Source organism: Arthrobacter sedimenti (assembly GCF_042652025.1).
Classification (GTDB): Bacteria; Actinomycetota; Actinomycetes; order Actinomycetales; family Micrococcaceae; genus Arthrobacter; species Arthrobacter sedimenti.
In genome coordinates, this window is the sequence record NZ_JBHSDQ010000002.1 from 247464 (window position 1) to 272471 (window position 25008).

General features: G+C 65.5%; 25 protein-coding genes and 1 tRNA gene. 17 read left to right on the forward strand and 9 right to left on the reverse strand.

What is annotated here, in order from left to right; translation table 11 throughout:
• Window positions 1-85: 85 nt before the first annotated feature.
• The 7 genes from ACFO0G_RS06475 to ACFO0G_RS06505 all read left to right on the forward strand — a co-directional run bounded on the left by ACFO0G_RS06475 (window position 86) and on the right by ACFO0G_RS06505 (window position 6788).
• Window positions 86-159, forward strand: a tRNA-Leu gene (locus tag ACFO0G_RS06475).
• A gap of 246 nt (window positions 160-405) precedes the next feature.
• Window positions 406-1638 carry a branched-chain amino acid ABC transporter substrate-binding protein gene (locus tag ACFO0G_RS06480; RefSeq protein ID WP_286402792.1) on the forward strand — a complete coding sequence of 411 codons (1233 nt, stop codon included), beginning with the start codon at window positions 406-408 and terminating at the stop codon, window positions 1636-1638.
• 152 nt (window positions 1639-1790) lie between these two features.
• A complete protein-coding gene (locus tag ACFO0G_RS06485) occupies window positions 1791-2798 on the forward strand; it encodes a branched-chain amino acid ABC transporter permease (RefSeq protein ID WP_286402794.1) in 1008 nt (335 codons plus the stop codon).
• The gene (locus ACFO0G_RS06490) at window positions 2795-4042 is read left to right on the forward strand and encodes a branched-chain amino acid ABC transporter permease (RefSeq protein ID WP_286402796.1); all 1248 of its coding nucleotides are present in this window, start codon (window positions 2795-2797) and stop codon (window positions 4040-4042) included. Before ACFO0G_RS06485 ends, ACFO0G_RS06490 begins: the two co-directional genes overlap by 4 nt.
• Window positions 4039-5010 (forward strand): ABC transporter ATP-binding protein, encoded by a 972-nt coding sequence (locus tag ACFO0G_RS06495; protein ID WP_376976846.1) that lies wholly within the window; start codon window positions 4039-4041, stop codon window positions 5008-5010. The genes ACFO0G_RS06490 and ACFO0G_RS06495 overlap by 4 nt, the downstream gene beginning before the upstream one ends.
• Window positions 4997-5710: an ABC transporter ATP-binding protein gene (locus ACFO0G_RS06500; RefSeq protein ID WP_142130685.1), complete on the forward strand. Its 714-nt coding sequence runs from the start codon at window positions 4997-4999 to the stop codon at window positions 5708-5710. Before ACFO0G_RS06495 ends, ACFO0G_RS06500 begins: the two co-directional genes overlap by 14 nt.
• A 148-nt stretch (window positions 5711-5858) precedes the next feature.
• Window positions 5859-6788, forward strand: a complete 930-nt coding sequence (locus ACFO0G_RS06505) for a Bax inhibitor-1/YccA family protein (protein WP_286402800.1) — start codon at window positions 5859-5861, stop codon at window positions 6786-6788.
• Between the two features lie 94 nt (window positions 6789-6882).
• On the opposite strand, the gene galK is transcribed toward ACFO0G_RS06505, so the two are convergent.
• On the reverse strand, window positions 6883-8064 hold the full coding sequence (galK, locus tag ACFO0G_RS06510) for a galactokinase (protein WP_376976988.1): 1182 nt from the start codon (window positions 8062-8064) through the stop codon (window positions 6883-6885).
• Window positions 8065-8066: 2 nt separating this feature from the next.
• The gene (galT, locus tag ACFO0G_RS06515) at window positions 8067-9224 is read right to left on the reverse strand and encodes a galactose-1-phosphate uridylyltransferase (RefSeq protein ID WP_286402802.1); all 1158 of its coding nucleotides are present in this window, start codon (window positions 9222-9224) and stop codon (window positions 8067-8069) included.
• Between the two features lie 104 nt (window positions 9225-9328).
• Here galT and ACFO0G_RS06520 point away from each other — a divergent pair, with 104 nt between their 5' ends.
• The 4 genes from ACFO0G_RS06520 to ACFO0G_RS06535 are packed head-to-tail and all read left to right on the forward strand — an operon-like array spanning window position 9329 to window position 13569.
• Complete coding sequence (locus ACFO0G_RS06520; protein ID WP_286402803.1) at window positions 9329-10291, forward strand: aldose 1-epimerase family protein; 963 nt, start codon at window positions 9329-9331, stop codon at window positions 10289-10291.
• Between the two features lie 51 nt (window positions 10292-10342).
• Window positions 10343-11689: an AI-2E family transporter gene (locus tag ACFO0G_RS06525; RefSeq protein WP_376976847.1), complete on the forward strand. Its 1347-nt coding sequence runs from the start codon at window positions 10343-10345 to the stop codon at window positions 11687-11689.
• A gap of 3 nt (window positions 11690-11692) precedes the next feature.
• On the forward strand, window positions 11693-12931 hold the full coding sequence (gene ilvA, locus ACFO0G_RS06530; RefSeq protein ID WP_286402807.1) for a threonine ammonia-lyase: 1239 nt from the start codon (window positions 11693-11695) through the stop codon (window positions 12929-12931).
• An 8-nt stretch (window positions 12932-12939) separates the two neighbouring features.
• A complete protein-coding gene (locus tag ACFO0G_RS06535; RefSeq protein WP_286402809.1) occupies window positions 12940-13569 on the forward strand; it encodes a rhomboid family intramembrane serine protease in 630 nt (209 codons plus the stop codon).
• A gap of 134 nt (window positions 13570-13703) precedes the next feature.
• Here ACFO0G_RS06535 and greA read toward each other — a convergent pair whose 3' ends face one another.
• Both greA and ACFO0G_RS06545 read right to left on the reverse strand, forming a co-directional pair.
• Window positions 13704-14198 (reverse strand): transcription elongation factor GreA, encoded by a 495-nt coding sequence (gene greA, locus ACFO0G_RS06540; RefSeq protein WP_286402811.1) that lies wholly within the window; start codon window positions 14196-14198, stop codon window positions 13704-13706.
• A gap of 151 nt (window positions 14199-14349) precedes the next feature.
• On the reverse strand, window positions 14350-14808 hold the full coding sequence (locus tag ACFO0G_RS06545; RefSeq protein ID WP_376976848.1) for a DUF4307 domain-containing protein: 459 nt from the start codon (window positions 14806-14808) through the stop codon (window positions 14350-14352).
• A gap of 128 nt (window positions 14809-14936) precedes the next feature.
• Here ACFO0G_RS06545 and mca point away from each other — a divergent pair, with 128 nt between their 5' ends.
• Window positions 14937-15842, forward strand: coding sequence for a mycothiol conjugate amidase Mca (mca, locus tag ACFO0G_RS06550; RefSeq protein WP_286402814.1), 906 nt, complete (start codon window positions 14937-14939; stop codon window positions 15840-15842).
• A gap of 96 nt (window positions 15843-15938) precedes the next feature.
• Window positions 15939-16289 carry a hypothetical protein gene (locus tag ACFO0G_RS06555; protein ID WP_376976849.1) on the forward strand — a complete coding sequence of 117 codons (351 nt, stop codon included), beginning with the start codon at window positions 15939-15941 and terminating at the stop codon, window positions 16287-16289.
• 25 nt (window positions 16290-16314) lie between these two features.
• On the opposite strand, the gene trhA is transcribed toward ACFO0G_RS06555, so the two are convergent.
• Window positions 16315-17058, reverse strand: coding sequence for a PAQR family membrane homeostasis protein TrhA (trhA, locus tag ACFO0G_RS06560; protein WP_376976850.1), 744 nt, complete (start codon window positions 17056-17058; stop codon window positions 16315-16317).
• Between the two features lie 148 nt (window positions 17059-17206).
• On the opposite strand from trhA, the gene ACFO0G_RS06565 reads away from it, so the two are divergent.
• Together ACFO0G_RS06565 and ACFO0G_RS06570 are read left to right on the forward strand one after the other, a co-directional pair.
• On the forward strand, window positions 17207-17968 hold the full coding sequence (locus ACFO0G_RS06565) for an isoprenyl transferase (RefSeq protein WP_272910836.1): 762 nt from the start codon (window positions 17207-17209) through the stop codon (window positions 17966-17968).
• A 239-nt stretch (window positions 17969-18207) separates the two neighbouring features.
• Window positions 18208-19626, forward strand: a complete 1419-nt coding sequence (locus tag ACFO0G_RS06570) for a PhoH family protein (protein ID WP_376976851.1) — start codon at window positions 18208-18210, stop codon at window positions 19624-19626.
• A gap of 256 nt (window positions 19627-19882) precedes the next feature.
• On the opposite strand, the gene ACFO0G_RS06575 is transcribed toward ACFO0G_RS06570, so the two are convergent.
• Together ACFO0G_RS06575 and ACFO0G_RS06580 are read right to left on the reverse strand one after the other, a co-directional pair.
• A complete protein-coding gene (locus tag ACFO0G_RS06575) occupies window positions 19883-20530 on the reverse strand; it encodes a GNAT family N-acetyltransferase (RefSeq protein ID WP_286402818.1) in 648 nt (215 codons plus the stop codon).
• Between the two features lie 43 nt (window positions 20531-20573).
• Window positions 20574-21368, reverse strand: a complete 795-nt coding sequence (locus ACFO0G_RS06580) for a hypothetical protein (protein ID WP_376976852.1) — start codon at window positions 21366-21368, stop codon at window positions 20574-20576.
• 60 nt (window positions 21369-21428) lie between these two features.
• Here ACFO0G_RS06580 and ACFO0G_RS06585 point away from each other — a divergent pair, with 60 nt between their 5' ends.
• On the forward strand, window positions 21429-21968 hold the full coding sequence (locus ACFO0G_RS06585) for a prepilin peptidase (RefSeq protein ID WP_286402822.1): 540 nt from the start codon (window positions 21429-21431) through the stop codon (window positions 21966-21968).
• 43 nt (window positions 21969-22011) lie between these two features.
• On the forward strand, window positions 22012-22482 hold the full coding sequence (locus tag ACFO0G_RS06590) for an NUDIX hydrolase (protein ID WP_286402824.1): 471 nt from the start codon (window positions 22012-22014) through the stop codon (window positions 22480-22482).
• Window positions 22483-22633: 151 nt separating this feature from the next.
• Here ACFO0G_RS06590 and ACFO0G_RS06595 read toward each other — a convergent pair whose 3' ends face one another.
• Window positions 22634-24319, reverse strand: coding sequence for an MDR family MFS transporter (locus ACFO0G_RS06595; RefSeq protein WP_376976853.1), 1686 nt, complete (start codon window positions 24317-24319; stop codon window positions 22634-22636).
• Window positions 24316-24984 carry a TetR/AcrR family transcriptional regulator gene (locus ACFO0G_RS06600; protein WP_286402826.1) on the reverse strand — a complete coding sequence of 223 codons (669 nt, stop codon included), beginning with the start codon at window positions 24982-24984 and terminating at the stop codon, window positions 24316-24318. The genes ACFO0G_RS06595 and ACFO0G_RS06600 overlap by 4 nt, the downstream gene beginning before the upstream one ends.
• Window positions 24985-25008: the final 24 nt, after the last annotated feature.

Consider the following 25008-nt stretch of genomic DNA (forward strand, 5'->3'; position numbering starts at 1 on the left):
CACGACGGCGGCCGTCCCCTTCGCGGGGGCGGCCGCCGTCGGCGTTTCCAGCCAAGGCGCCCCTGGCAGGTACCATTGACCCGGCGCCCCAGTAGCCCAATTGGCAGAGGCAGCGGACTTAAAATCCGCGTGTTGTGGGTTCGAGTCCCACCTGGGGTACAACTGCCCGGCCGCCACGATCAGTGCCGTCCACAAGGAAGCCGCCTGCGATTGCAGGCGGCTTCATTGCGTTTAATTCCGCATAGGCAACGACTGTTATAAGGCTGTGACCTCAGTCACTTAGCTTCGCTGCTGTCTATGCATTAGCTTGAACCTAAATCAGGAATACCTGGTCCAATTCCGGGCGCCTCGGCGCTCCATTGATCCGTTCGCGCATCGCATGGCCCTGTTTCGGAAGGCAGACAAATGTACCGAAAGAAAGTCCTCACCTCGTTGGCAGCAGCAGCCACGTTCAGCATGCTGCTGTCGGCCTGTGCCAACCAGGCGGGCCCCGGCACCACCGAAAGCTCGGGTTCGTCCAGCAAGGTGAATATCCCCGCCATTTCGAAAGTGGATGTCCCCTCCGGCGCCGTCAAGCCCGCCGGTGACGGCAAGGCCACCTGCCCCGCGACCACCACGCTGGCCTACGCAGGCGCGCAGACCGGTCCCAACGCCCAGCTCGGCGTCAACATCTTCAACGGCATCCAGCTGGCCATCGACCAGCACAACAAGGCCAACCCCGGCTGCCAGGTCCAGTTCAAGAAGTTCGATACCGAAGGTGACCCCAACAAGGCCACCGGCCCCGTCACCCAGATGGTCAGCGAGCAGGACATCGTTGGTGTGGTCGGCCTGCCCTTCTCGGGTGAATCCAAGGCCACGGGCAACATCTTCGAGCAGAAGGGCCTGGTCCACATCACGCCGTCGGCCACCAACCCCACGCTCACCGAGAACGGCTGGACCACCTTCTTCCGGGGCCTCGGCAATGACGCCGTCCAGGGCCCGGCGGCGGCCAAGTTCCTCACCGGCAAGCTGGGCGCCAAGAAGGTCTACCTTGTCCAGGACGACTCCGACTACGGCATCGGCCTGGGCACCTCCACCTCCGCCGGACTGGGCAGTGCACTGGCCGGAACGGAAAAGGTGACCACCGGGCAGAAGGACTTCTCGGCAGTCATCTCCAAGATCATGAACGCCAAGGCTGATGCCGTCTTCTACGCCGGCTACTACGCCGAGGGCGCACCGTTCGACCAGCAGCTGGTTGGCAAGGGCTTCACCGGAACCTTCGTGGCACCGGATGGCGTGAAGGATGACCAGTTCATCAAGCAGGCAGGCGACGCTTCCAACAACGCCTACTTCACCTGCCCCTGCATCCCCGGTGAGCTCATCACCGACTTCGCCACGGCCTACAAGGACGTCTCCAAGGGCGCAGAACCCGGAACGTACTCGATCGAAGGCTACGACGCCGCTACTGTCCTCCTGTCCGGCATTGACGCAGGCAAGCAAAGCCGCGCGGACCTGCTGGCCTGGGTAAAGGCCTACGACAAGGACGGCCTGAGCAAGCACTACAAGTGGGACGCCAAGGGTGAACTCCAGGCCCCGACCGTCTACGGCTACAAGGTGGAGAACGGCAAGATCGTCCCCGTCGGCCCCATCGGGGAGTAGCAGTCCAGCAGGAATCGGCTGTGGGGGCCAGCAGATGCGGCCCCCACAGCCTTTTCTTCGCTTGGCAGCATCCCACGACCAACCCAGGTCACTAGACACAAGTCCCACGGCCGGGCCCACAAGGCCGCGTGCAACTGGATCAGGACGTTCCCATGCTTTCCACTCTTGTCCCACTACTTCCGACGGAAAACGACTGGATCACCTTCGACATACCGTCCCTGGCCGAGAACTTCTGGAGTGCCACCTTTGACGGCCTCACCTTCGGAGCCATCTACGCGCTCGTAGCGCTGGGTTACACCCTGGTCTACGGCGTCCTCAACCTGATCAACTTCGCCCACTCGGAAGTGTTCATCGTTGGCTGCTACGCAGTCTTCTTCACGCTCAGCACCCTGGGATTCGGCCCTTCCGTACCCCGGCTCGATATCTGGGCCATCATCCTCAACCTGTTGCTGGCACTGGTTTTGGCCATGCTTGCCTCCGCAGTGACAGCCTTCCTGCTGGAACGCATCGCCTATAAGCCGCTCCGCAAGCGGAACGCGCCGCGCCTGGTCTTCCTGATTACTGCCATCGGCGCTTCCTTCACCATCCAGTACCTGATCTACCTGTGGCGCGGTCCCAGCCCTGAGCTTGCCTTGACCATGTTCCGTCCCACGCCGATCTTCGATGTGTTCGGCACCATCATCGACTCCCAGCAACTGGTGATCATCATTGCCGCGGTGATCATGATGGTGGGCATCGACAGGTTCATCAGCAAGTCGCGCACCGGCCGCGGCATCCGCGCGGTGGCGCAGGATCCTGACACCGCCACATTGATGGGCGTCAACAAAGAGCGCATCATTATTACCACCTTCGTCATCGGAGGCCTGCTCGCAGGAGCCGCCGCTTTGTTCTACGTCATGAAGATCCCGTCCGGTGTCCAGTACAGCGGCGGCTTCGTCCTTGGCATCAAGGCGTTCGCGGCCGCAGTGCTCGGCGGCATCGGCAACGTCCGCGGCGCCCTGCTGGGCGGCCTGCTGCTTGGCCTGATCGGCAACTATGGCCAGATCCTGCTGGGCAACTCGCAGTGGACCGACGTCGTCGCGTTCGTGGTGCTGGTGCTCGTGCTGCTGCTGCGGCCCGAAGGCATCCTGGGAACCTCCCTTGGAAGGAGCAAAGCATGAGTATGACGGACGGCCCCACGCCGCTGCGCACAGCGGCTGCCGAACAGGCTGCGGAGGACCGCGAAGCCTCCTCGAAAGCCCCGGGCAGGAGCGCGCTCCGGCAGCAGGGGAAACGGAAGCCCGGATTCTTCTCAGACCGCTGGCAGGCGTTGTCCCGCCAGCAGCAGTGGGCGTTCCTGATAGTCGTCGTGGTCCTGGCCTACCTGCTGCCGCTGATCAATCCGCCCATCATCACCACCGAACCCGGCAACAACTTCGCCCTGGCCTGCTTCGACATGGCACGCTTTGCGCTGATCGCGGTGGGACTCAATATCGTGGTGGGGTACGCCGGCCTGCTGGACCTGGGGTACGTGGCCTTCTTCGCAGTGGGTTCGTACGTCGCCGCCATGCTGACCAGCCCGGATTCGCCCTACCTGCACATTCCCTATCTGTGGACACTTCCTGTCGCCATGGCGGTCACCATGTTCTTCGGCGTCATGCTGGGCGTGCCCACCCTCCGGCTCAGGGGCGACTATCTCGCCATCGTGACGCTCGGCTTCGGCGAGATCATCCGCATCCTCGCCACCATCATCCCGGCCATGAAGGGCCAGGTGGGCTTCCAGAACGTGGGCCACCCGCCCGGCGACGGGGCTGACGGCCAGCCGATCTTCTCCAACTCAAACGGTGTCCCCTGGTACTGGCTGACACTGACCATCATCATCATCGTCACCCTGCTGGTGGGCAACCTTGAACGCAGCCGGGTTGGCCGCGCCTGGATCGCCATCCGCGAAGATGAGGACGCCGCCGAAATCATGGGGGTTCCCACCTTCAAATACAAGGTGTGGGCCTTCGCCATCGGTGCTGCCGTCGGCGGCCTTTCCGGTGCCCTGTTCGCCGGCCAGGTAGGGTTCGTCAACAACCAGAAGTTCGACGTCACCACGTCCATCCTGTTCCTCGCCGCCGTCGTGCTGGGTGGCGCCGGCAACAAGGTGGGGGCCATCCTCGGCGGAGCCCTGGTCAGCTACATCCCGCTCAGGTTCACGGCCATTGCTGAGTACAAATACCTGATCTTCGGCATTGCACTGGTGCTGATCATGATCTTCCGTTCCCAGGGACTGCTCCCGGCCCGGCAGCGGCTGCTTGCCTACGGCCGGACGGCCTTGAACAAGGTCACCAGCCGCGAGGCCACGGAACCCAAAGACACGGACACTCCGGCGGCGGGCCCTGATGCCCGCGCCGCCGGGCAGAGAGGAGCGGAGGCATGAGCTCCGAGGAAAGGCACGCAGGCTCCAGCAGCGTGGAAGAGCAGCCGGCACACGAGGCCGCCGCCGCAACCCAGGAAAGCCCCGCGGCTCCTGTCGCACCGGAACTGGATATGGATGCCCTGGCCGAGGCCGGGGTGGACCAGGAACTGGCCGAAAAGGTGGCCCCGGACCGCGATATCGCGGTCAAAGTGGGTGACAACATCGTTGAGGTGCAGAACCTGACCATCAAGTTCGGCGGCCTGGTGGCGCTGGACAACGTCAGCTTCAACATCAAGCGCGGCGAGATCCTGGGACTCATTGGACCCAACGGTGCCGGCAAGACCACCTGCTTCAACGCGATGACCGGCGTCTACAAGCCCACCAGCGGGAAAGTGGTGCTGGAGGGCCAGGTCCTGAACGGCATCAAGCAGCACAAGATCACCCGCCTGGGCCTGTCGCGCACCTTCCAGAACATCCGCCTGTTCGGCGAAATGACAGCCTTGGAGAACGTCGTGGTGGGCCTGGACGCGCGGCACCGCACCAGCGTAGGCGGGGCCTTGCTGCGCCTGCCCACTCACGTCAGGGAGGAAAAGTCGGCCATCGAGCGCGGCATGGCCCTGCTGGACTTCGTGGGCATCGGCAGCCACGCGCACGTCCTGTCCCGGCAACTTCCGTACGGCTACCAGCGCCGGCTCGAAATCGCACGGGCGCTGGCCACCGACCCAAAGGTGCTGTGCCTTGACGAGCCTGCGGCCGGGTTCAACCCGGCTGAAAAAGAGGAACTGATGGCGCTGATCCGCACCATCAGGGACGAGGGCTACACGGTGCTGCTGATTGAGCACGACATGAAGCTGGTGATGGGCGTGACAGACCGGATTGTCGTACTGGAGTTTGGGAAGAAGATCGCGGACGGACTGCCGCGCGAGATCCGCGAGGATCCGCGCGTTATTGCCGCCTACCTAGGAGAGCCCGAAGATGACGTTGCTTGAACTTGAGGGCGTATCCGTCCACTATGGCCGCATCCAGGCGCTGCGGGACATTTCCTTCACGGTGGAGGAGGGTGAAGTGGTGGCGCTGATCGGTGCCAACGGCGCCGGCAAGACCACCACCATGCGGACCATTTCCGGCCTGCTGAACTGCACGGAAGGCAAGATCACTTTCGCCGGGCAGGACATCACCAAGATGAAGGCCCACATCCGCGTGGTCCATGGGATTTCGCAGGCGCCCGAGGGGCGCGGCATTTTCCCGGGCATGACCGTCATGGAGAACCTGGATATGGGAACCTTTGGGCGCAAGGACAGAAGCGGCGTTGCGAAGGACCTGGACCGCGTCTTCGACCTGTTTCCCCGGCTGAAGGAGCGGGAGAAGCAGTTCGGCGGCACTATGTCCGGCGGTGAGCAGCAGATGCTGGCCATCGGACGGGCCCTCATGTCCAACCCGAAGCTGCTGCTGCTGGACGAGCCGTCCATGGGCCTGGCACCGCAGTTCATCCGCCAGATCTTCAAGATCATCAAGGAAATCAACAACCAGGGCACCACGGTGCTGATGGTGGAGCAGAACGCCAACCAGGCCCTGGCCGGGGCCCACCGGGCCTTCGTGCTGGAAACGGGGGAGATCACCCGCAGCGGCACAGGCAAGGAGCTGCTGGAGGACCCCTCCGTCAAGGAGGCCTACCTGGGCGTGGGCTAGTTCCCCTGACGGGGCCCGGTGCGTTCAGGGACGCAACGGTCACGGTTCGGTTGCAACCGGGCCCCTGGGGAACTTTCCAGGCCGCCGCCACGTGGGAATTGGTAGCGTAACCAAACCATCACCCACACCCACATGGAGGAACACCGCAATGGCACTTGGCGGCAACCCGATCTTCAACGGAAAGAGTTTCCGTGGAGCCACCCAGGCACCGCCTGTCCCGCAGGCTCCTTATGGCGCTCCCTATGGCCAGCAGTCATACGGGCAGTCACCGTACGGCCAGCAGTCGTACGGCCAGGCTCCCCACGGCCAGGGCTGGGGCACGCAGCCGCAGAACATGACCGACGAACAGCTGCGGCAGATGTACGCCCAGCCCTCAGCGGGCCCCGCGGACACCGGCCGCATGACGTTTGACGACGTCATCATGAAGACCGCCGCCTGCCTCGCTGCGGTGATTGCCGGCGCCGCAGTCACCCTTGTGGTGGCGCAGGGCCTGGCCTCCCTGCTGATGATCGTCGGTGCCCTGGGTGGCTTCGTGCTGGCCCTGGTCAACACCTTCAAGAAGCAGCCGTCGCCGGCGCTGATCCTGGCCTACGCGGCACTGGAAGGTCTCTTCCTTGGCGGCCTGACCCGGATCCTGGATGGCATGTTCCCCGGTGTCGGCCTGCAGGCCGTGATCGGCACGCTGTCCGTCTTCGCCGTAACCCTGGTCCTCTTCAAGAGCGGCAAGGTCCGGGCCACGCCCCGCGCCATGCGGTTCTTCATGATCGCCGTTATCGGCTACGCCGTGTTCGCGCTGATCAACATGATCATGATGTGGACAGGTGCCGTGCAGAGCCCGTTCGGCCTGCGCACCAGCTTTGAAATCTTCGGCATCCCGCTGGGCGTCTTCATCGGACTGCTCGCCATCGGCCTCGCAGCCTTCTCGCTGATCATGGACTTCACCAGCATCGAGGCGGGTGTCCGCAGCGGCGCCCCGCAGCGCTTCTCCTGGACGGCGGCCTTCGGCCTCACCGTCACGCTGGTCTGGCTGTATGTGGAAATCATCCGCCTGCTGGCCATCCTCCGCGGCGACGACTAGGCACCCAGGCAGCGCCGTCGTGCGTTAAGCAACCGTGGGCCCCACCAGACTGGTGGGGCCCACGGCCGTTAATCGTCACATGCCGATCTGTTGGCTAGGAGATCCGCGTCGCTCCGGCGGCGGGGGAGACGGTAAAGATCTCCGGTGCCGCAAAGCCGGCGTCGGTGAAAGCCTTCACGACGGCGTCACGCACCTTTTGTTCGGCATCCACCGGGGTCAGTGCGATGGCGGCTCCGCCGAACCCGCCGCCGGTCATGCGGGCGCCGATGGCCCCGTTGGCCCGGGAGGTGTCCACGGCCAAGTCCAGCTCGGGGCACGAGATTTCGAAATCGTCGCGCAGGGAGGCGTGGCTGGCATCCAGCAGGGGACCGATCGCGCTGGGGCCGGGGCCGCCCAGCAGCTCCACGGTCTGGAGCACCCTGTCATTCTCGGTGACCACATGACGGACCCGCCGGAACGTCACCTCGTCCAGCAGGCCGCTGGCCTCCTCAAGATCGGCCACCTCGACGTCCCGCAGGGCCTTGACGCCCAGTACTTCGGCGCCAAGCTCACAGGATGCGCGGCGTGAAGCGTAGCCCCCATCGGAGTGCGAGTGCGACACCTTCGTGTCGATCACCAGGAGCACCAGGCCCGCGGGCTGGGTCTCGAAGGGCACCAGTCTTGCCGTCTGGTCCCGGCAGTCCAGGAAGACTGCGTGGCCCCCTGAACCACGCAGCGACGCGGACTGGTCCATGATGCCCGTGGGCGCGCCGACAAAGTCGTTTTCCGCCCGCTGGGTTGCCAGCACCATGTCCTGGGCAGACAGGCCCGCCCCGGTGAGGTCGTTGAGTGCGGTGATGACCGCGCATTCGATGGCGTGCGACGACGAGAGGCCGGCTCCGAGCGGCACGTTGGAGTCCAGGAGCAGGTCCAGTCCGGGGACGTCGATGCCCCGCTCCCGGAGTGCCCAGATGACGCCCAGGGGGTACTTCGTCCAGCCCTTGGCTGTGCCGGGCTGCAGTGAATCCAGGATGGTGCTGACTACGCCCTGGTCACCGTAGGTCGAGAGCAGCCGCACCGTGGAGTCGTGGCGGACGGCCACGGCCACGCGGGCCGTGCGGTCGATGGCGAAGGGCAGGACAAAGCCCTCGTTGTAGTCCGTGTGTTCACCGATGAGGTTCACCCGCCCGGGTGCCTGCCATACGCCGTCGGGCGCACCCCCGAACTCCTGCTCGAAGCGGGCGCCGAGGTCTACCCGGGTGGCGGGTGCGGGGCCGGTTTGGCCCGTTTCTTGCATGCTCACGCGGAGGCTCCTTCCGGGGTGGCCGCCCTCGCGGCAACAGGCGTGGACGACGGCGGGACGGCCACATTTCGCAGCCGTTCCGCCACATTTTCCGGGGTCGTGTCGTTGATGAAGGCACCCATGGCTGCCTCCGACCCGGCCAGGTACTTCAGCTTATCGGCGGCCCGGCGCGGGGAGGTCAGCTGCAGGTGGAGGTAGCTGGCTGGCCGGAGGAGGCCGTCCAGCGGCGCCTGGTGCCAGGCGGAGATGTAGGGCGTGGGTGTGGGATACAGGCCGTCCACCCGCTTGAGCAGGTCCAGGTAGACCTGTGCCAGCTCATCTTTCTCCTCCCCGTCCAGTGCGGCAAGGTCGGGGACATGGCGGTGTGGAACGAGGTGGATTTCCAGCGGCCAGCGGGCTGCGAATGGCACGTAGGCACTGAAGTGCTTGCCTTCAAGCACCATCCTGCTGCCGTCTTCCCGTTCGGCGCGCAGCAGAGAGCCGGTCAGGGTGTCCCTGCCGTCTTTAGCGTCGTAGTACTTCCTGGCGGCAGCACCCAGGACCCCTGCGCGCGGCGTTACGTACGGGTAGGCGTAGATCTGGCCATGGGGGTGGTGCAGCGTCACGCCGATATCGGCGCCGCGGTTTTCGAACGGGAAGACCTGTTTGATGCCGTCCAAAGCGCTGAGGGCAGCGGTACGCTGCGACCACGCCTCGATCACGGTGCGGGAGCGCTGCGGGGTCAGGCCGCTGAAGGATCCCGTGTGTTCCGGGGTGAAGGACACCACTTCGCAACGGCCGTAGGCAGGGCCTTTCGTTCCCCATGTGGCGCCCTCAGGTACCGGACCAAGGGCCGGTCCCAGGGAGGGGAACCGGTTTTCGAAGACCACAACGTCGTAATCGGCGGCAGGAATTTCGGAAGCGTTGCCGGGGGTGGTGGGACAGATGGGGCACTGGTCCGCCGGCGGCAGGTGGGTGCGGGCCTGGCGGTGCGCGGCGATGGCCACCCATTCGTCCGTCAATGCATCGAAGCGCACCTCGCCCGGTTCGCCCCGCGGCGGCAGCCCCCGGTGGTCCGTGGTGAGGTGTTCTGCGCGGGAGGTGCTGGTGCCGGCGTCGTCGAAGTAGATCAGCTCCCGGCCGTCGGAGAGCGTGGTGCTGGTAATCCCTGTCATGCAAAAAGTCTCGCACAAACGATCAAGAATGAATAGTTAACAACAAAAAGTAACAGTGTGCATCCTATGCGACGACTCCGGCCAGCCGTTGTACGGTAATGCCCATGACAGCCTCTTCCGAACAGGGAATCACCGCACCTTCCGCAGCCAGGCCCTGCGCCACCGGCCGGCAATACGAGCTGCGGCGCGGCGATGCCGTGGCCGTGGTCACCGAACTCGCCGCCGGGCTCCGCTCCTTCAGCCGGGGAGGGGTCCTGCTGACCGAGACCTACGGCGATGATGAAATCGCCCCCGGCGGCAGCGGCATCACGCTGGCGCCCTGGGCCAACAGGGTGGAGGACGGGCAGTGGTTCCTGGACGGCGAGAAGCAGCAGCTGGACATCACCGAGGTGTCCCGCAACAACGCCAGCCACGGCCTGCTCCGCAACACCGGCTACGCCCTGGTGGGGGAGTCCCCGCACGCCGTCGCACTGGAGGCGGCCGCCTTCCCCCAGCACGGCTACCCGTTCCTGGTCCGGCACCGCGTGGAGTACCAGCTCTCGGGAGACCTGGGACTGCACGTCCGGCAAACCCTCACCAATGACTCTGCCGCAGCTGCACCCTTCGTGCTCGGCGCGCACCCCTACCTGCGCCTTGGCGATGCCCCCGTGGAGAAACTGAAGCTGACCGTTGCCGCCAATACCCGGCTGGTGGCCGATGAGCGTTTGATCCCGCGTGGTTCTGCCCCCGTGGACGGGGACGTTGATTTCCGTTCCGGCCGGCACATTGCGGACATTGCCGTGGACGTTGCCTTGACGGACCTGCGGTATGAGGATGGAAAGGCCCGGCACACCCTGGCCGCGGCTGACGGCAGCGCGGTTTCGCTCTGGCAGGATCAAGCCTGCAGCTACGTCCACGTCTATGTGAGCACTCTTTACCCGGGCAGGACCCGCGCTGTGGCCGTGGAGCCAATGACGGGGCCGGCCAATGCGTTCAACTCCGGTGACGGCCTGCGATGGCTGCCCCCGGGAGAGTCCTTCAGCATGGAATGGGGGATCGACTACACACCGGGCGGGGCAGGCCGGTAGTTTGCCCGGCCTGTAGTTTGCTTTGGGCCGTTGCTGGGGAAGTATTGGGATATGACGCCAAAAGAGGACGACGTTACCCTTGCCCATCCAGCGCCCGCCCATACGGCTCCAGCACCGGCTGCCGCCGCGGCTGCGCCCCTGCGCGTCCTGGCCGACCGTGAGCTGGACAGGGACATACCCTACGGAATCCGCATCGCGGCCTCGTGGTCGTGGCGCCTGGGCCTGATCCTCCTGATGGCCGGGACGCTGGTGTGGCTGCTCAGCCATATCACCCTCCTGATCATCCCCATCATGGTGGCCGCCCTCCTCGCCGGACTCCTCAGCCCGGTGACGGCCTGGCTGAAGCGGCGCGGACTTCCGGCGGGCCTGGCCGTAGCGGTGACAATCCTGGGCTTCATCGGCGTCATCGGCGGTGCGCTGGCCCTCGTGGGCAGGCAACTGGCCGTCGGTTTCAGCGAACTCTATTCGCAGGCACTTGAAGGCGTCCGGCAGGTCCAGGACTGGCTGTCCGCAGGTCCGCTGCACCTCACTGCAGACCAGATCGACCAGTACATCAAGGAAGCCACCGATGCGGTGCAGAACAACAGCAGCAGCATCGTCAGCGGGGCCCTGTCCGTCGGCAGCACCGCCGGGCACTTCGCAGCCGGAATGCTCCTCTCGCTGTTCATCCTCATCTTCTTCCTCCTGGAAGGAGACCGGATCTGGGCGTTCCTGGTCCGGATGCTTCCGCGCAAGGCCAGGGCCGCCACGTTCGGCGCAGGCCACAAGGGCTGGGCGTCCATGGTCAGCTATGCACGCATCCAGATGTTCGTAGCGGCAGTGGACGCCCTCGGCATCGGCGTGGGCGCCGCCATCATCGGCGTCCCGCTTGCGCTGCCCCTCGGTGTACTGGTGTTCCTGGGCTCGTTCATCCCGGTGGTGGGCGCCCTGGTGACCGGCGTCGTCGCCGTCCTCCTGGCCCTGGTGGCCAACGGCCCCGTGAACGCCCTCATCATGCTGGCGATCGTCCTCCTGGTCCAGCAGCTTGAGGGCCACATCCTGCAGCCGCTGGTGATGGGCAAGGCAGTATCGCTCCATCCGGTGGCCGTGATCCTCAGCGTTGCCGCCGGCTCCTACCTCGCCGGCATCCCCGGGGCGCTGTTCTCCGTGCCCATCCTGGCCGTAGCAAACTCGGCCGTTCGCTACATCGCCGCCAGAACGTGGGAACATGAACAGGTGCCGGTAATTGCCGGGAAGCCCATCACAGCCGGAGCGGGCGGGGACAACACTATCCAGGACGTTGAACCGCCTACTGCATCCGACGAGGGGAGGCACACGGCGGCCGGCACTTCAGCCGAACACCGTGATGCCCGCGCCTCCTCCGCGGAGGGCCCCGGGGCAGAACCCAGAGGAGAGTAGTCCGTGAAGATCCTTGAAACCCTTCCCGTCACACTGGACGATGTCCTTGAGGCGCAGAAGCTGCTTGACGGGATTATCGCGCGCACCCCCGTGGAGTCATCGCGGGCGCTGGGCGGCGTGGTAGGCGGCGACGTCTACTTCAAATGCGAGAACCTGCAGCGTGCCGGCTCATTCAAGGTCCGGGGTGCCTACGTCCGGATGGCCCGGCTGTCACCCGACGAAAAGAAGCGCGGCGTTGTGGCGGCATCCGCCGGCAATCACGCCCAAGGCGTCGCAGTCGCTGCCAAGAGCCTCGGCATCAAGGCCCGCATCTACATGCCCCTGGGCGTCGCACTGCCCAAGCTCGCAGCCACCCGGAGCCACGGAGCCGAGGTTATCCTGCACGGGCACAACGTGGACGAGGCGCTCGCCGAAGCCCAGCGCTACAGCAACGAAACCGGCATGGTCTTTGTGCATCCGTTCGACAACGTGGATGTTGTGGCGGGGCAGGGGACAGTGGGCCTGGAGATCCTGGAGCAGGTCCCGCACGTGGACACCGTCCTCATGGGCGTAGGCGGCGGGGGCCTCCTGGCAGGAGTCGCCGTGGCCATCAAGGCCCGCGCCCGCGAACTTGGCCGTGAGATCCGGATTATCGGCGTCCAGGCGGAGAACGCTGCCGCCTACCCGCCCTCGCTCGCCGCAGATGCGCTGGTGCCGCTCAAGAAGGTCTCCACCATGGCGGACGGCATCGCCGTCGGGCGGCCGGGGCAACTGCCCTTCAGCATCATCCGGGAACTGGTGGACGATGTGGTCACGGTCAGCGAGGACTCCCTGGCCCGCGCCCTGATCTTCCTGCTGGAACGGGCCAAGATGGTGGTGGAACCCGCCGGCGCAGTGGGGGTCGCCGCCCTTATGGATGGCAAGATCGAGAACCCGGGCACCACGGTGGCCGTGCTGTCCGGCGGCAACATCGATCCCATGCTGATGCTCAAGGTCATCCAGCGCGGCCTCTCCGCTGCAGGCCGGTATATGACGGTCCGCATGATGCTTGACGACCGACCCGGCTCGCTGGCCACCATTGCCCGCATCATCGCCGAAAACGACGCCAACGTCACCGGCCTTGACCACACCAGGGTGGGGGGTTCCATCAGCATGGGTGACGTCTCCATCACCGTGAACCTGGAAACCAAGGGACACCAGCACGGGGAGCAGGTCCTCAGCGCTCTGCGCGCCGAGGGCTTCCAGCCGATCGTGGTGCATTAGGAGCGGCCATGGCCGGACTGGGTAACGGATTTCCGGGTAACGGGCGCAGCCCCGAGCGGCAGACCATCGCGGCCCGCGCGAAGGGCGGACTGGTCGTGCTGGGCGGTTTCCTGGTCCTGCTGTTCGCCATCGAAGTGGTCAACACGCTGATGATGGGCGCCCTCACCCGGACGTTCGGCCTGCGCCCCAGGAGCCCCGACGGGCTGCTGGACATCTTTACCTTCCCGCTCCTGCATGCAAACCTGAATCATCTCCTGTCCAACAGCCTGCCCCTGGTGATCTTCGGCTTCCTGGTGTTCCTCTCCGGGCTGCGCGTCTTCCTTACCGCCCTGGCTTTCAGCTGGCTCGGCAGCGGCCTGACAGTCTGGCTCATCGGGAACGGTGTTACGGTGGGTGCATCCGGCCTGGTGTTCGGGCTTTTCGCTTTCCTGCTGGTGCGTGGGTTCTTCAACCGCAGCTGGCGTCAGATCCTGCTCGCCGTGGTTCTCTTCATGGGCTACGGCAGCATTCTGCTCGGCGCCTTGCCGTTCGTAGCCGGCTACGTCAGCTGGCAGGCGCATCTTGGCGGTGCTGCCGGCGGGGTGGTGGCCGCCCTGCTGCTTCGTCCGCGTACCCCGGCAATTGCCCGGGGGCTCTGACGGCAGGCCCCCGGCGGCTGCATCCATAGGAACTTAAAGAAGAGCGGCGGCCGTCCCGATGGGGGACAGCCGCCGCTCTTCAGCTGGAATGCTTCCTGCCCCTGCCGCACGCCTTGTGCGGGCAGGGTTCAGGACTAGCCCGTGTAGGGCTTGGCGGAGAGGATCTCCACCTTGATGTCCTTGCCGTTGGGCGCAACGTAGCTGAGGCTCTCGCCCTCCTTGTGGCCCAGGATGGCTGAACCCAGCGGCGACTTCTCGCTGAAGACATCCAGGTCCGAGTCGCCGGCGATCTCGCGCGAGCCCAGCAGGAAGGTCTCCTCGTCACCGGCGATCCTGGCGACCACGATCATGCCGGGTTCCACGATGCCGTCATCGGCAGGCGCTTCACCCACATGGGCATCACGGAGCAGCACCGTCAGCTGGCGGATGCGGGCCTCGATCTTGCCCTGCTCCTCCTTTGCTGCGTGGTAGCCCCCGTTCTCCTTGAGGTCCCCCTCTTGCCGCGCTGCTTCAATCTTCTGGACGATCTCCGCCCGGCCTGCGCCGGAAAGGTGGTCCAGCTCTGCCTTCAGGCGGTCAAAAGCTTCCTGGGTCAGCCAGGCTGCAGATGCGCTGTTGGTGGTAGACACGGACTTCTCCTCTAGTGGTCCTACATGCAAAAGACCCCGCCACGGTGGCCACTTGTGGAACAGTAACCAGCTCAGCGGGGTAAAGGTATCTCTCCATTGTAGTCAATCCTCTGGAGATAACCCAACAGGGAAGCGTCGCAGATCACATGCCTCAAGACTCTGCGCCGGGGATCCAACAGCTGTCCACCACGCCGGAGACGGACGCCGACTCCGTGCGCAAGGTGACGCGCTGGGCCACTGTCCTGCCGCCGTCGGGAGTTCCATTGCCGGCGGTTGGCGGAATGTCCACCACTTTCCAGCCCACCACGGCAAATTTGGAATCAAGGGCCTTTACGGCGCACTTGACCGGGTTGGCCGGTTCGCGGGTGACCTGGAAGTCCACCTCGGCAAGCGTGGCATCGGTGGTGCTGTACCCCACGTCCTTGTACGTCACGCCGGAAAGCGAATTGGAGGTGGTGACCCAGGCCAGGAAGCCGATTCCCACGGCCAGCGCGACGGCGATTACAGCGCGGGCGCCCTTGGGGGAGAGCCGGCGCTTTTTAGCACCATACCGATTGGCTAGGCTAGAGTCTGCGGGCGCGGGTTGGGCCGGCTGGTCCGGGGAAGTCACCAGACCAGTTTAGTGCCCTTTCCGCCGCCGCCTTGCGGTGGCTGCTACTGCCCGTGAGGCAATGCCCCGCGACCACGATCCGTCAGCTGCCACAAGCCGCAGAAGAAGAATAAGGAGCCGTCCCTTCCATGACAGCGTCCAGCAACTCCCAGGTGCCGCTTCGGCTGCTCGCGGTCCATGCCCACCCGGACGACGAATCCAGCAAGGGTGCTGCGACCATGGCGATGTACGCTGCCGCCGGAGTGGACGTCCTGGTAGCAACCTGCACGGACGGCTCCCGGGGCGACATCCAAAACCCCGCCGTCGAAGGTGAACCGCACCCCAAGCGTGACATGGCAGGCGCCCGGCGGCTCGAGATGCAGCGGGCCGCTGCCATCCTGGGCATCCGCCAGAGGTGGCTCGGCTTTGTCGACTCGGGCCTTCCCGAAGGCGACCCGCTGCCGCCGCTCCCCGCCGGCTCCTTCGCCACCTTGCCGCTGCACCAGGCGGCAGCGCCCCTGGTTCGGCTGGTCCGCTCCTTCAAGCCGCACGTCATCCTCAGCTATGACGAGAACGGCGGGTACCCGCACCCGGACCACATAATGGCGCACAGAGTAGCTGTTGAAGCCTTCGAGGCCGCCGGCGATCCCAACCGCTATCCGGACGCCGGGGAGGCCTGGGAACCCAGCAAGCTCTACTACGACCGCGCCTTCAGCCCCGAGCGGTTCCGGGCGCTGCACTTTGCCTTGGAAGAGGCAGGGCTGCAGTCGCCCTACGCTGAACGCCTGGCTGCCTGGCTGGAGTCCGACGCCGAGGGGCACACCCCGCCGCCGGCGGCGCACCCCACCACCACGCAGATCGATTGCGGCGACTTCTTTGAAACGCGCGACGACGCGCTGCGGTCCCACCGAACACAGGTGGACCCCCTCGGGTTCTTCTTTGCTGTTTCGCCGGACATGCAGCGCCGCGTCTGGCCATGGGAGGACTATTCGCTGATCCACTCGCGGGTGCACTCGGAGCTCCCTGAAAAGGATCTGTTTACCGGGCTAAGATAGACAGGCAGGCTATTTCTATCCCGCGTAGAAGATAGGCCGGTGACGGCCCCTTTCGTCCGCTGCCTGCTGCATCCGTTCCACCAGAAGGTATCCACCGTGCATTCTCTGCTCCTCGCCCTCGCCACTACACCGACCCCGATGCCGACCCCAACGCTCAGGGACGGCATCTCGGAGGACCAGGTGACGCCGGGCCTGCTGGGGTTCATCATGACGGCCTTCTTTGTGGTGGCAACCGCCCTGCTCATTGTGGACATGGTGCGGCGGATCCGCAGGGTGCGTTACCGCGCCCAGGTGGAGGAAGAGCGCATGGCGGCGGCTGCGGCCGACGTTGACGCCGCGGACGCCCAGGACGGGCTCGACGGCGGCACGCACCCGTCTGCGAACCCTTCTGCACAGAATTCCAACGGAAACGGTCCGGCGGACGGGCTTTCGCGGCCGCGCGAGTAGGCCTGTGCCAGGGGACGTGCAGTCCCTAGGAGAGGACCGCCAGCGCGATCGCCACGAAGTGGGCGGCGAAGGCGAACACCGTCAATGCGTGGAACAGTTCGTGGAACCCGAAGTGGTAGTAACTGATATTTGGCTTTTTCAGGGCATAGAAAACCGCGCCGGTGATGTAGAGGACGCCGCCCACGCAGATCAGTACGGCCGCGGGGACGCTTGCCTGGAAGAACTGCGGCAGGTAGAACAGGGCGCCGCAGCCCAGCGCGATGTAGATGGGCACGTAGAGCCAGCGGGGCGCGTCAGTCCACAGCAGCCGGAACAGCACGCCAAGGATGGCCCCGGTCCAGATTACCCATAGGAGCACAACTGCCTGCTGGCGTTCCAGGAGTGTCCACGCCAGCGGTGTGTACGTACCGGCGATCACCAGCATGATGTTGGTGTGGTCCAGCCGCTTCAGGACGAGCTTCACCCGCGGGGACCAGTTGCCGCGGTGGTAAACGGCGCTGACTCCGAACAGCAGGACGCCGGTGGCGGCGTAGACGGCCGAGGTGATCCTGCGGTCCGTAGTGGGGGCAAGGGCCACCAGGATGATGCCTGCGGCCAGGGCCAGCGGCGCCGCTACCGTGTGGATCCAGCCCCGCCACTTCGGTTTGATCATGAGCAGTTCCGCCAGGCGGACGGCGGCATCATCCACGGCGCTGGATTCCGGTTCCGGGCCCGCGTTCCGGTCCTCCGGCCGGGGTGCCGGGGAGGCCTTGGGGGAGTCGCTGTTCATGCCACCAGAATAACTTACGGCCAGGTAAGTTACCCGTCGGTAACAACGCCGGAAGGACTGTCGTCCCGTGCTGCAGGTCCCGGTGTTCCGCGGGCGGTAGCCTAGGATGTGGATGTACGTACGGCAGGAAAGTCAGGTGAGTGGACGCGTGGAGTTACCCGGGTTCCTCTATGGCTATTACGAGCGCCGGCTGCTCAAGGACCTCCCGCGGGACCGTATTCCCCGGCACATCGGTGTCATGGTGGACGGCAACCGCCGCTGGGCCAAACAGTTCAATGCACCCACCAGCCAGGGCCACCAGGCCGGCGCTGACAAGATCCATGAATTCCTCGGCTGGTGCCAGGAGCTCGGCGTCAAAGTGGTGACGCTGTACATGCTGTCCACAGACAACATGAACCGCTCCAGTGAGGAACTCGACCTCCTCATGGGCATCATCGCCAACACGCTGGACCGGCTGGACGAGGACGCCAACATTTCTGTCCACGCCATGGGTGCTCCTGAGCTGCTCCCCGACTACCTGGCCGAGCGGCTCAACAAGCTCACGGCCAGGACCCCCGTCCGGGAGAAGATCCACGTCAACGTGGCCGTGGGGTACGGGGGCCGCCGGGAGATCGTGGACGCCGTCCGGGAACTGCTGCATGATGCCGTCGCCAAGGGCATGGACATCTCCAAGCTTGCCGATGACCTGTGTGTCGATGACATTTCACGCTTCCTCTACACCCGGGGCCAGCCCGACCCCGACCTGGTCATCAGGACGTCGGGGGAGCAGCGGCTTTCAGGCTTCCTCATGTGGCAAAGCGCCTACAGCGAGTTCTACTTCTGCGAGGCCCTGTGGCCGGCCTTCCGCAAGGTGGATTTCCTCCGTGCCCTGCGGGACTACGCGGGCCGGCAGCGGCGCTTCGGCGCCTGAAACACCAGGTTCACCAGGAGTTCATACATCCGCCGGAGAAATCGCCGCCAAATAGTTGCGGAAATCACCCTCAGTGGATTTACGTTATATCCATCAGCAGGCAAAACCGCCGGCTGATCGGGGAGGCCAGTACATGGAGCGAAACATCGCACCGGTTGTATGGGAGGCCGGATCCGGCCTCGTGGCCGAGCCGCCTCACCAATAACAATTCCGGGCTTGCGCCCGGGGCTGGAGTCGATGTGGCTACTTCTGAACAACTGCCCGAGGTCCTGGTTGGACAGGGCGGGAAAGCTACCTCTCGCGATGAGCGAACCACCTTTGAAACCGGCGCGGCAACTGATGCTGCGGCCGGTTTTGCTGTCTCCGGAAGGGAAGCCGACATCCACACCTTCGTCATCGACACCTCCGTCCTGCTCTCCGATCCCCGCGCTCTCCTGCGGTTCGCCGAACACGAGGTGGTTGTCCCCGTCGTCGTCATCACCGAACTCGAAGCCAAGCGGCACGACCCCGAGCTGGGCTACTTCGCCCGGAAGGCCCTTCGGCTTTTGGACGATCTCCGGGTCAAGCATGGCGGTCTGAACCAGCCCCTGCCCATCGGCGATGAGGGCGGCACGCTCATGGTGGAGCTCAACCACATCTCCGCAGAGGTACTGCCGCTGGGCTTCCGCAGCGGCGACAACGACAGCCGCATCCTCGCCGTGGCCAAGAACCTGGCCAACGAGGGACGCGACGTCACCGTCGTCTCCAAAGACCTGCCCATGCGGGTCAAAGCCTCAGCCATGGGGCTCACCGCCGACGAGTACCGCAACGAACTGGTCAAGGACTCCGGCTGGACTGGTGTCGCCGAAATCGAAGCCGACGAGCAGGAGATCGCGACCCTGTACGGCCACGAGCCCGTCTTCATCCCAGCCGCCGCCGAACTGCCCGTCAACACCGGGCTGGTGCTGCTCTCCAACCGCGGCTCGGCGCTGGGCCGGGTAGGTGCCGACAAGCAGGTGCGCCTGGTCAAGGGCGACCGCGACGTGTTCGGACTCCACGGCCGGTCCGCCGAGCAGCGGCTGGCCATCGACATGCTCATGGATCCCGCCGTCGGCATCGTCTCGATCGGTGGACGCGCCGGCACCGGCAAATCCGCACTGGCCCTCTGTGCAGGCCTTGAGGCGGTGCTGGAGCGCCGCGAACACCGCAAAGTGATCGTCTTCCGGCCCCTCTATGCGGTGGGCGGCCAGGAGCTGGGCTACCTGCCGGGTTCGGAGTCCGAGAAGATGAACCCGTGGGCGCAGGCAGTCTTTGACACCCTCGGTGCCCTGGTCAGCCAGGAAGTGGTGGAGGAGGTCATGGACCGCGGCATGCTCGAGGTCATGCCCCTCACCCACATCCGCGGACGCTCCCTCCACGACGCCTTCGTGATCGTGGACGAGGCCCAGTCCCTCGAAAAGAACGTCCTCCTCACGGTCATGAGCCGCATGGGACAGAACTCCAAGATCGTCCTCACCCACGACGTCGCCCAGCGTGACAACCTCCGCGTCGGACGCCACGACGGGATCGCCGCCGTCGTCGAGACCCTGAAAGGACACCCGCTCTTCGGCCACGTCACCCTGACCCGCTCGGAACGCTCGCCAATCGCCGCCCTGGTGACAGAGCTCCTGGAGGGCTGACCTCACCTAAGCAAGGGGCCGTGGCCGGGTTCGCCGGGCCACGGCCTTCGTGCGTGTCCGTGGCCGGGTACGTCCACCCCAAGCCCTTCGCCGTCGCTTAGCGCGTAGGTTCCTTCCCAACGCTCGCAAGCTCGCGTGGGGTCCCTCGGGACGACGCTTACACCGCGTGGGGGCACCTGCGGTCGCTGGGCGACCTGCGCAACGCTCTGGTCGGCGATGCGCTCCTACGCGAAGGACTTGGGCCGGCCTTGTGTAGTCAAGTCACCTTGAGGAACTTGGCCGCCGCCTCGTGGCCCTCTACCTTCAGTTCCCAGTCGGGGCGCTTGAACGTGTCCGGGGTGAGGCGGACGTGCTGGAGTGTTTCGACTTTGGTGCCCCAGGCTTTGCGGGTGGTGCCGTTGAGTTCGTAGCCGAGGGAGCGGGAGACGCCGAGGGAGGCTTCGTTCCAGGCGGCGGCTTCGGATTCGGCGACTTCTGCGCCGAGCCAGTCGAAGGCCCAGAGGACGACGGCGGCACGCATCTCCTTGCCCAGGCCACGGCCCTGGACGGACTGCTTGAGCCAGGAGCCGGTGCTGACTGTCTTCCGTGCTGCGAAGTCCTTGGCGCCCACGTCCTGGCAGCCGATGAACTGGCCGTCGTGCCAGATACCCAAAAGCAGCGTCCAGTTCTCCGGCGTGCATTCGGCCCTGCAGCGCCAGTACCAGCGGGCCATGTTGGGGCCGAGCTCGTCGTCGGGAAGCTCGGTCCAGGGGGTGCTGAAAGGGTTCCTGTCCGGCTGGTGGATCCCACTGCGGGCGGCGTCGACGGCTGCGGGGATGTCCTGGTCGGTGATGGGACGGAGTTCCAGCCGGGGCGTGGTGAGGGTGAGGTCGAACAGGGGCCAGATGGAGCTCATCGTCGTCATCCGCGAAGCCTAGCCGACCGGGGGCCAGGAGGACCTGTCACGCTCAGGCGGGAATGTCCCAGCTGATGTGTTTGCGGACGTCGGTGAGGTTCATGGACTGGGCGAGGAACAGGTCATCGAGCATGTATTCGTCCACGGCAAGGATCCGGATCCAGTGGCCGTATGCCTCCGAGCCGGCCTCGAGAGACGTGCTGGAGACGCATACGCCGGTGCCGGCGTCCACGCGGAGCCGGGAAGTGCCCGGAAGGCACAGGGGAGCGGCCGGGTCAACGGGCCGGTAGGCGGCGTTGGGAGCCACTACGGCTTCCAGGGCGGGCCGGCCTTCGTGATCGACCTGCCGGACCTCACGGATATCCAGGGCGTTGCTGCCGGGGAATTCGATGGGTACGGGGGCATTGCCGGCGAGTTCCACGGGGTCAAGCGCAGCCGCAAAACGGCCGTTGCCGAACCCGGGTTCGCCGTAGGCAGCTTCGGGACGGCGGCGCACCAGGCCGCCGTCGTCGTAGACCGGGGTGAGCAGGTGGGGAGGCAGGAGCCAGGATTTTCGGGTGGCCCTCACATAGAAATCGGCCCTGGAATCGTTGATGCCCGTGGTGCTGTGCAGGACCAGGCCTTCCGGGCTTTCCAGCCTGAGCGCGCCGGGCCGCCGCAACCAGGCACGGACAAAGGGAGCGCCGGGAGCCGGTGCTGACTCAAAGGCCTGGTCCCAGTACTCAAACCTCAGCGACTGCCACTTCCAAGGGGATGAACGGCACAGGTTCCGGAACATGCCGGCCAGGTCCGCGGGGGCGGCTGGAGGGCCCGGATCCGGGCGGCGGCGGGAGTCCCAGGTGGACATATCCACATTTTACGCGGGGGCGCTACGGCTGGAATGGGTGGATCCAGTAGCATCCGAGGAGTGATCGGACGACTCGGCGACCTCTGGCAGCACACCCCGCTGGCCTTCTGGCTGGTCCTGGCGGCCTGCCTGTACTTTGCGGTGATGGCCGTCCGGCTCACCATCATCGATGTCCGGCACCACCTCCTGCCCAACAAGATCGTCTTCCCGTCCTACGGAGTAGCCGGGGCGCTCCTGCTGGCAGCCGCCGCGGCAACCTGGGCCGGCCCTGCGGCGGAGAACACCGGCGGGATCCTGGCCGTCCCTGCCCTTCGCGTGGTGGCCGGGGCAGGAGTGCTGTGGCTGTTCTATTTCGTCCTCCGGTTCATCTATCCGCCGGGCATGGGCTTTGGCGACGTCAAGCTCGCTGGAGTACTGGGGATGTACCTTGGCTACCTCAGCTGGGGGCACCTGTTCGCGGGAACCTTCCTGGCTTTCCTGCTGGGCGGCCTGTGGTCCCTGGCGCTGCTGGCGGCCCGGCGGGGAACCCTGAAGTCGTCCATCCCGTTCGGTCCGTTCATGCTCGCCGGGGCCGCAGCCGCCATGCTGCTGCCCGCCTGAGCGCTCTGCGGTGCCTCAAGGACCTGTTGGATAGGCTGTGGTTATGCCTGCACCCGAATACGTCCTGAAGCTGCGCAAGAAGATCGGCAACGATCCCCTCTGGGTTCCCGGGGTCAGGGGTGTGGTGGTGGATGATGCCGGCCGGATCCTGCTGGCCCAACGGGCGGACAACCGGCAGTGGGCGCTCGTCAGCGGGATGCTGGATCCGGGGGAGCAGCCCGCGCGGGGCCTGGTCCGGGAGATTTTTGAGGAAACGGCCGTGGTGGCGGAGGCAGAACGCGTGGTGTCCGTGGGCGCAGTAGGCCCGGTCACCTACCCCAATGGCGACGTCTGCGAGTTCCTGGACGTCGTGTTCCTGTGCCGTTACGTCTCCGGCGAGGCCAGGGTCAATGACGACGAATCGCTGGCCGTTGGCTGGTTCAGCCTCGATGAACTTCCCGAACTCATGCCCGGGCACCTCACCAGCATCCGCCAGGCCCTGGCCCCCTCCGGGGCCGTCCACTTCGAGCCATAACCCCTCCTGTGGGGCGGCACAGGCACAAAAAGAAACAGGGGCGCCGCAACCCCCAAGATTGCGGCGACCCTGTTGGTCTCTTGCCTGCCAGTTGCAGGCGGCAAGCCCCGGCAGCCGGCCCGGCAACAGCCAGGCCAAGCTCCGACGGCGGTCAGCGGCCCTGGGAAACCAGCTCACCGTCGTCGTCCTTCACGATGTCCCCCTCACGCCCAGCGCCGTCGGTGCCGGCAGCGGCGCCGGGAAGCCCGGCGGCGAGCCGCTCGGCTTCCTCTCCGCCCACCGCCTCGCCGCGTGCCACCATACCGGCGGTGTCCGACAACGGGATCTGCTTCAGCGTGATGGCCAGGAGCAGTGCCACGGCGATGAAGGGGAGCAGGTACCAGAACACCGGTGCCAGGGAATCGGCGTACGCGTTCACGATTGCGTTGCGCAGCTGTTCCGGCAGCTGGTTCAGCGCCTGCGGGTCCAGGGTCCGGGTGGACTGCCCGGCCTGCTCTGCTGAGGCTCCTGCCCCCGTGAAGGCGCTGGTAAGGGCTTCCGAGAGCCGGGTGGTGAAGATGGAACCGAACACGGCCACACCCATGGCGGCCCCGACCTCGCGGAAGTAGTTGTTGGTACTGGTGGCGGTGCCGATCTGGTCTGCCGGGACGGAGTTCTGGACCACCAGCACCACAACCTGCATGATCAGGCCCAGGCCGGCGCCGAAGACGAACAGCTGCAGGCAGATGACCCAGATGGGGGTGCTGGCGGCAAGGGTGGTCATCCAGAGCATGGCGGCCATGGTGAAGACCGCGCCCAGGATGGGGAACATCTTGTACTTGCCGGTCTTGGAGATCCGGATGCCCGAGTAGATGGAGGTGCCCATGAGGCCCGCCATCATCGGCAGCATCAGCAGGCCCGATTCGGCGGCGGAGGTGCCGGAGGACATCTGCAGGAACGTGGGGACGAAGGCGATGGCGGAGAACATGCCCAGGCCGAGGGTGAAGCCGATGGCGGTGGCATTGATGAAGATCCGGTTGCGGAACAGGCTCAGCGGGATGATGGGGTCCTCGGCGCGGCGCTCCACCATGACGAAGGCGGCGGCAGAAACCAGCAGGCCCACACCAAAGGCCCAGGTCAGCGGGGAATCCCAGCCTTCGTCCTTCTTCCCGCCGAAGTCCGTGAAGAAGATCAGGCAGGTGGTGGCGGCGGACAGCAGGACGACGCCCAGGACGTCGATCCGCTTTTCTGCCTTCTTGTTGGGCAGGGTAAGGGCGAACCAGGCAATGGCGAAAGCCGCGAGGCCAACCGGGATGTTGATGTAAAAAGCCCATTCCCAGGTCAGGTGGTCCACGAAGAAGCCGCCCAGCAGCGGCCCGGCCACGGCGGAAAGGCCGAAGATGGCGCCCAGCGGGCCCATGTACTTGCCGCGTTCCTTGGCGGGAACGATGTCCGCGATGATGGCCTGGGACAGGATCATCAGGCCGCCGCCGCCCAGGCCCTGGATGGCCCGGAAAATGACGAAGCCCCAGAAGTCCGTGGCAAGGGCGCAGCCCACCGAGGCCAGGGTGAAGAGGGCGATGGCAACCAGGAAGAGGTTGCGCCGGCCCAGGATGTCACCGAACTTGCCGTAGATGGGCATCACAATGGTGGTGGCCAGCAGGTAGGCCGTGGTGATCCATGCCTGGTGCTCCACCCCGCCGAGCTTGCCCACGATGGTGGGCATCGCCGTGGAGACGATGGTCTGGTCCAGGCTGGAGAGCAGCATGCCGGCGATCAGCGCGGAGAAAATGATCCAGATGCGTTTCTGCGTCAGCAGCAGGGGCCCTGCCGGCGCTTTGGTGGTGGCGGTACTCATGATTGTCCTTTTGCGGAGGCGGGATCCGGGGTTTCGAAGGGCTGGGAGAAGAGCAGGCTTGCGGCCGAAATGTTTTCCATGAGCAGGTCCGGGTAGCTGCGGGTGTTGCCGTCGGAGAAGTAGGCCATGCTGCTCTTGCGGGCGATGGTGCTGAGCAGCACAACTGCCATCTGCACCACGGGGTGGTCGGGGGCTACCCCTTCACGCCTGGCTACGTCCCGGGCGAACTGGGCTTCGCGCTGTTCCGTGACTCCGATGATTTTCAGGATGAGCTGCGGTTCCTTTTTGACGACCCCGATCAACTGCCGGGTTTCTTCCTCGGACTCCGTCATTCCTTCGGCCAGGCGCAGGGAGAGCCGGACCAGGTCGCTGAACAGGGTGGGCGAAATTTCACCGGCGCGGGAGCCAGCGGCACCGGCCACGAATTCCTCGATGACATCGGCCGGAACGTCGTCCTCGGCGTGGCCGATGATGGCGTCTTCCTTGGTGGGGAAGTAGTTGAAGAAGGTCCGGCGGGAGATCCCGGCCGCCTCGCAGACTTCCTCCACGGTGTAGCCGTTGAGGCCCTTCTCGGAGGTGAGGGCGCGGGCAGCGGAGGTAATGGCGGTCCGGGTGGCCGTCCGCTTGCGCTCGCGCAGGCCGTCAGAAATTGCACTATCAGTCACAAAGTAAATTTTTGCACTAAAATC